The 4,970-nt window shown below is 62.9% G+C and carries 6 protein-coding genes and 1 pseudogene; 3 read left to right on the plus strand and 4 right to left on the minus strand.

From position 1 onward, the window contains the following. On the minus strand, positions 1 to 175 hold a 175-nt coding region (locus EV657_RS22430), incomplete at its 3' end, for a helix-turn-helix domain-containing protein (protein WP_425057280.1). 197 nt (positions 176 to 372) lie between these two features. Here EV657_RS22430 and EV657_RS21050 point away from each other — a divergent pair. Beyond that, positions 373 to 1,080, plus strand: coding sequence for a VPLPA-CTERM sorting domain-containing protein (locus tag EV657_RS21050; RefSeq protein WP_134079800.1), 708 nt, complete (start codon positions 373 to 375; stop codon positions 1,078 to 1,080). A gap of 304 nt (positions 1,081 to 1,384) precedes the next feature. Further along, positions 1,385 to 2,407, plus strand: coding sequence for an acyltransferase family protein (locus EV657_RS21055; protein WP_134079801.1), 1,023 nt, complete (start codon positions 1,385 to 1,387; stop codon positions 2,405 to 2,407). Between the two features lie 45 nt (positions 2,408 to 2,452). Here EV657_RS21055 and EV657_RS21060 read toward each other — a convergent pair whose 3' ends face one another. From EV657_RS21060 to EV657_RS21070, 3 genes are read right to left on the minus strand one after another with little or no spacing between them, the layout of a single operon-like run. Next, complete coding sequence (locus EV657_RS21060; protein ID WP_134079803.1) at positions 2,453 to 3,253, minus strand: WecB/TagA/CpsF family glycosyltransferase; 801 nt, start codon at positions 3,251 to 3,253, stop codon at positions 2,453 to 2,455. After that, positions 3,253 to 4,122, minus strand: coding sequence for a hypothetical protein (locus EV657_RS21065; protein ID WP_134079805.1), 870 nt, complete (start codon positions 4,120 to 4,122; stop codon positions 3,253 to 3,255). Before EV657_RS21065 ends, EV657_RS21060 begins: the two co-directional genes overlap by 1 nt. Before the next feature lie 19 nt (positions 4,123 to 4,141). After that, positions 4,142 to 4,894 carry a Gfo/Idh/MocA family protein gene (locus EV657_RS21070; protein WP_166673764.1) on the minus strand — a complete coding sequence of 251 codons (753 nt, stop codon included), beginning with the start codon at positions 4,892 to 4,894 and terminating at the stop codon, positions 4,142 to 4,144. Here EV657_RS21070 and EV657_RS21075 point away from each other — a divergent pair. Further along, positions 4,878 to 4,970: pseudogene (locus tag EV657_RS21075) on the plus strand (IS5/IS1182 family transposase); the annotation flags it as partial. The gene EV657_RS21070 and the pseudogene EV657_RS21075 sit on opposite strands and share 17 nt — an antisense overlap.

A 4,970-nucleotide genomic window follows, 5' to 3' on the forward strand; every position in this document is an offset into this window, starting at 1 on the left:
GTTCCTTCGGACCAGTCTTGCGGTCCGCGACCGTCTCGCGCTTACGCCACTTCGCGACCGTCTTCGGATTGATCCCGAGTTCCCGGCTTAGCGCCGCGGTCGAAGCTTGCGATCGCTGTATTGCAGCTCGGATAGCGTGCGTGGTCGTGGCGCTGCCGTGACGAACTTGTCCCATAGGGCTTCCTTCCATTCCTTCGAAAGGATCACACCATCAAACCGTGGGATCAAACACCTAGCACGGGCTCCCCCCTGCCCTTCAGGATATCTTCACCAGGAACGCAACGAAATTATTGACCTGTTAACCAATTCCAGCGACGATCTAGGGGAGTGTGCGACGTGCCGTCCGTCTCGGTTCTTTCTTGGGAGAATTTCATGAAAAACTATGGCTTTACTGCATTTTTCAGCGGCCTCGCCCTTCTGGGCCTCTCCTCGCTGGAAACACAGGCGGCAACCGTCATCACCACGCTGGATCCCCCTCTGGTGGCCTCGAACGGGTCTTTCCCCGGCCTTGACGTCGATGGGGACGGCTGGAACGATTTCTACTTCTATGGAGGCGGAGAGGACGGCGACTACGGCGCTGTCTTCGCGGCAGAAGGAAGCCCGTTCTCCGAAAGCCTGGGCTACTTCTCCTACGCTTGGCTGCTGGGCGTCGAAGATTCCCCCGGCAATGCCGCGACCGCCTTCTTCGAGCCCGGATCCGAGGTTGGCCTGACCTCTCCCCAAGAGCTTGGTATCTTGCCCTATGCCGAACTTTATGTAGCCGGCGAAGCGGGGGAACTGGGCGAAATCGGCGACACCGCGATTATCGGCTTCGTGCTGGAAACCTACAGACCTTGCGTGGATGAAACCACCCAGGCCTGCGAGGAGGGCGATGGCGACGATGGCCTGGTCGAATTCCTGGGCTACCGCTTCGGCTGGTTCGACCTCGAACGCGGCAGCACCATCGTGAACCGCTACGGCCTGGCCGATCTGGGCGACCCGGCCGCCATCATTCCACCCGTTCCGCTTCCGGCCGGCCTGCCGCTGCTTCTCGCTGGGCTTGGCGCCTTCGGCCTGGCGGCACGCAGGCGCCAAGCCTGAGCAGCCGGTCCTGAGACCGTGGCGGGGATTCAGGTGCGGGTCCATCCGGGCGCCGTCTCCTAGGCAAGCTGTTCTTTGGGCGCGCCACGCTTCCGAGCATGAAGCCCGAAGGGAATGGAACACGCGGACCGCCTCCTCGATGCCGGGGCAACCGGCATCGAGGAGGCGTTTACGCTTGTCCTGCAGCACCCAAAGGCTGCAAGCCCGGGGCAAGTTAACAAGGATCCCGGCGCCGCGCTCTATTCGTGCGGGGCCATAGCACTTGCGGAAACTCATATCCCAGCCATAGCGGAACATTGCCGGAATGCCTTCTCAGCAGTTGCAAAGCCAGATCCCTGAAGAACCGCATTTGCAAGAACTGGATGGCTTCCGCGCTTTCAGCATCCTGGCGGTTCTGGCTTGTCACATGCTCCCCTTGGGGCCTGCCCCTTGGCAACTGAACGTGACGGCCGGCTACATGGGCATGAGCGTCTTCTTCGCGCTTTCAGGTTTCCTGATCTCGCGGTTCCTCTGGGACCGTCCGGACGTGAAGGTGTTCCTGATCCGCCGCACCGCACGGATCATGCCGCTCGTCCTACTGGTCTCGTTCATCTACACAGTGCTGCTACAGCACCGGCTGGACAGCTTTGCCGCCGCCAATCTCTACGTCCTGAACTACTGGCATTCAGCGATCATCCCCTATATCAGCCCGCTCTGGTCCCTCGGGGTCGAGATGCATTTCTATCTCGGGATCGCCCTTGCGGTGTTGTTCTTCGGCCGCCGCGGCTTCGTACTTGTCCCGGTTGCCGCCGCCGTGGTGATGGCTCTGCGGGTGGAGCACAATGTCTTCGGTGCCATCGGCACCCATTTCCGAATTGACGAGATTCTTTCCGGCTCGATGCTGGCACTTGCTTTCATCCACCGACGGAACAGATATCTGACAAGATTTTGGACCGTGCTTCCGGCCCTGTTCTGGCCGCTCGTCCTGCTCTGGTTACTTTCATGCTGGCCGCCGAGCGGGGCACTTGGATATATGCGGCCCTATCTTGCGGCCGGCATGATCGGATCGGTCCTTGCGATGCGGAAGGGCAGCTGGCAGGCAGGGCTGCTAAGCCACCGGATCCTAGCCTATATCGCGACGATCTCCTTCGCGCTCTATGTCTGGCACTCGCCCTTCAGGCATGACTGGTTCGCCAGCGGCGGAGAGTGGGATATCTACCTGGTGAAACGGCCGCTGGGCATTCTGGCCGCCTTCGCGCTGGCCCATCTCTCAACGTTCTATTTCGAGCGACCCATCACGCAATGGGCCAAAAGATACACCTCGCGACCGCGTCTTGCCACAGCATAGAAACCGCAGGGAACGGCGCGCACCCCGCCATACGGCGGGCTTCCCTTATGCAAACGGATCCCGGTAGAGCCCCAGCTTCTGCTTGAGCACCGCCCAGAGGAAGGGCGGCTCGTGGATGACGTAGCGGTGGAAACGGGCGCGCGGCTCCTTCAGCAGGCGATAAAGCCATTCTAGCCCGCCTTCGGTCACCCAGGAGGGTGGCCGCTCGAAGGTCCCGCTTTCATAGTCGATCGTGCCGCCCAGAGGCAGCCAGAGCCTTACCCCAGGCATCCGGTCCCGGTGGCGCATGATGAACTTTTCCTGCCGGCCGCCGCCCAGCCCCACCACGCAGACCGTGGCTCCGCTGGCATTGACCGCCTCGATCATCCGGTCCGTCTCGCCCGCCCGGGTCTCGAAATCGAAGGCGGGGGAACAGCAGCCCACGATCATCTCGCGCCCGACCTTGGCGTTGACATTGGCCGCGGCCTTCTCGGCGATCCCCGGCTTGCCGCCCATCAGGAAGACGGTGATATCGGGATTGTCCTTGTGATGCATGTAGAAGCGCGGGAAATAGTCCGAGCCCGAGACCCGCTCCTGCACCGGCGTGCCGAGGAATTTCGTCGCGAAGTACATGATCTGGCTGTCGCAGGTGATCACGTCGAACTTGCCCACGATGTCGTGAAACGCGCGGTCCTGCTGCAGCTTCATCGCCATGTCGACATGCAGCGTCAGCAGCGCGCCCTCGGTGAACCCCGCCACCAGGTCGTCCATCGAGATGTCATGGACATAGGCGTTCAGCATGGGAACGCGGGAGGCCGTGGCCAGCCGGGCCGCCGCGGCCTCCTTCACGGTCGTGCCGTCCGCCATCACGCGGCCTCCTTCATGTACTTGTCGACCAGCGCCCGCGTGCTGCGGATGTTGCCCGCCGAGGAGGCGCCGAAGACGATCGCCTCGACCCCCGGCAGTTCCGAGATCCAGTGGATCGCCTCGTCGGCCGGGATCGCGCCCGAGGCATAGACCGACATCGCCACCGCACGCACCCGGCCCGATTTCAGCGCGTCGAGATAGGCGTCGAACCCGCCCGACATGCGAAACCCGATCTTGTTGATGTTGGAACAGATGATCGGCCGCTCGATCCCCTCCTTCTCGAGGGCCTCCAGCAGCATCGGCATGTTCATCGTGATATAGGCGGGCTCGGCACCGTATTTCTCGACGATATGGTCATGGAAGATCCGGAAGGCCCGGGTGAAGCCCATGCCCAGCAGAAGGTCGGTGAAGACGTTCTGCACGAAGATCACCGGGGTCTTCGTACCCGCGAACATCTTCATCTCCATGTCGATCAGCACCCGGGCCATGCCGTCGATCTCGCGCGTGGCCAGCGCCTTGCCGCCCGCCAGCGCCGTGGCGAGAAGCCCGTCCTCGGGCATGAAATGCCGCAACGCGCCGACCATGCCATATTCGGTCACCGCATTGGCGTACTTGTGGGCATAGGGCATGCAGGGATAAAACTGGAAATCCGCATAGCGGACGGGATCGGCGCGCACCCGGTCCACGATCCCGGCGATCCGGTCATGGGTGGTGCACATGAAGGTGCGGATGCCCGCGTCATAGGCGGTGTCGAGCACCTCCATGATCGCATCGGTCTTCTGAAAGCGCATGGCCTGGGCGCGGGCCTTTTCCTCGGACATGTGGTTGATGCCGAAGAACTGGTTGTCGCCGAACAGCAGGCGGTCCATGGGCGTCTCCTTTCTGCTCTCAGCGGCGGAACCAGCCGCGTTTGCGCGCGGGCTCGGGCCTGGATGCGGTGGGGGCCTCGCCGACGGGCAGGCCGGTCTCGGCATTGCCGATGATCATGGCCATGGTCCGGTCCGTCTCGGCGGCCGAACGGAAGCTGTTTTCGCGGGCCGTCTTGTGGCCCTCGGCGACGGCCGTGATGAAATCGTCGAGCTGGGCGGAATATTCCTCACCGCGCAGGTAGAACCAGGTCTCGTCCGTCAGCTCGGTGGTATACTTGACCGTCCAGCCCGCCTCATAGCCCGGTAGCGCCTCGACCGGGTCGCGCAGGTAAAGCTGGCATTCCTGCCGGTCGGCATAGAGCCGCCCGTTGGTGCCGATCATCGCGATCTTGGCCGACATCTTGCGATGGCTTTCGTCGCTCCAGTTCACCGAGAGCTGGGCGGTGGGGCCGTTCTCCCAGCGCAGGGTCGACATCACCTGATCGTCGGTGCCCTCCGAGAAGACCTGGTCCAACACCGAGCCCGTGACCTGGGCGGGCGCGCCGAAGAACCAGTTCAGCAGGTTCAGCGGATGCGCGGCATAGTCGTAAAGACAGCCGCCGCCCTCGGCCTTGTCGGTGCGCCAGGTGGTCCGCTTGGGGCGCAGCACCACCGGGCCGTAGGCCTCGGCCAGAACATGGGTGACGCGTCCCAGCGCGCCGCTGTCGAGGATGCGCTTCATCTCGCGAAAAGCGCCCACATAGCGGTAGTGATGGGTCTTTGCCCGGATCATGGTCGGCCTGGCCGCAGAGAGTGCCGAGCATAAGACCATCATGATCGACGCGACCTATCTCAAGGCGCACCGCACG

Origin of the sequence: Rhodovulum visakhapatnamense (genome assembly GCF_004365965.1) — a bacterium.
In the GTDB taxonomy this organism is placed as follows: domain Bacteria; phylum Pseudomonadota; class Alphaproteobacteria; order Rhodobacterales; family Rhodobacteraceae; genus Rhodovulum; species Rhodovulum visakhapatnamense.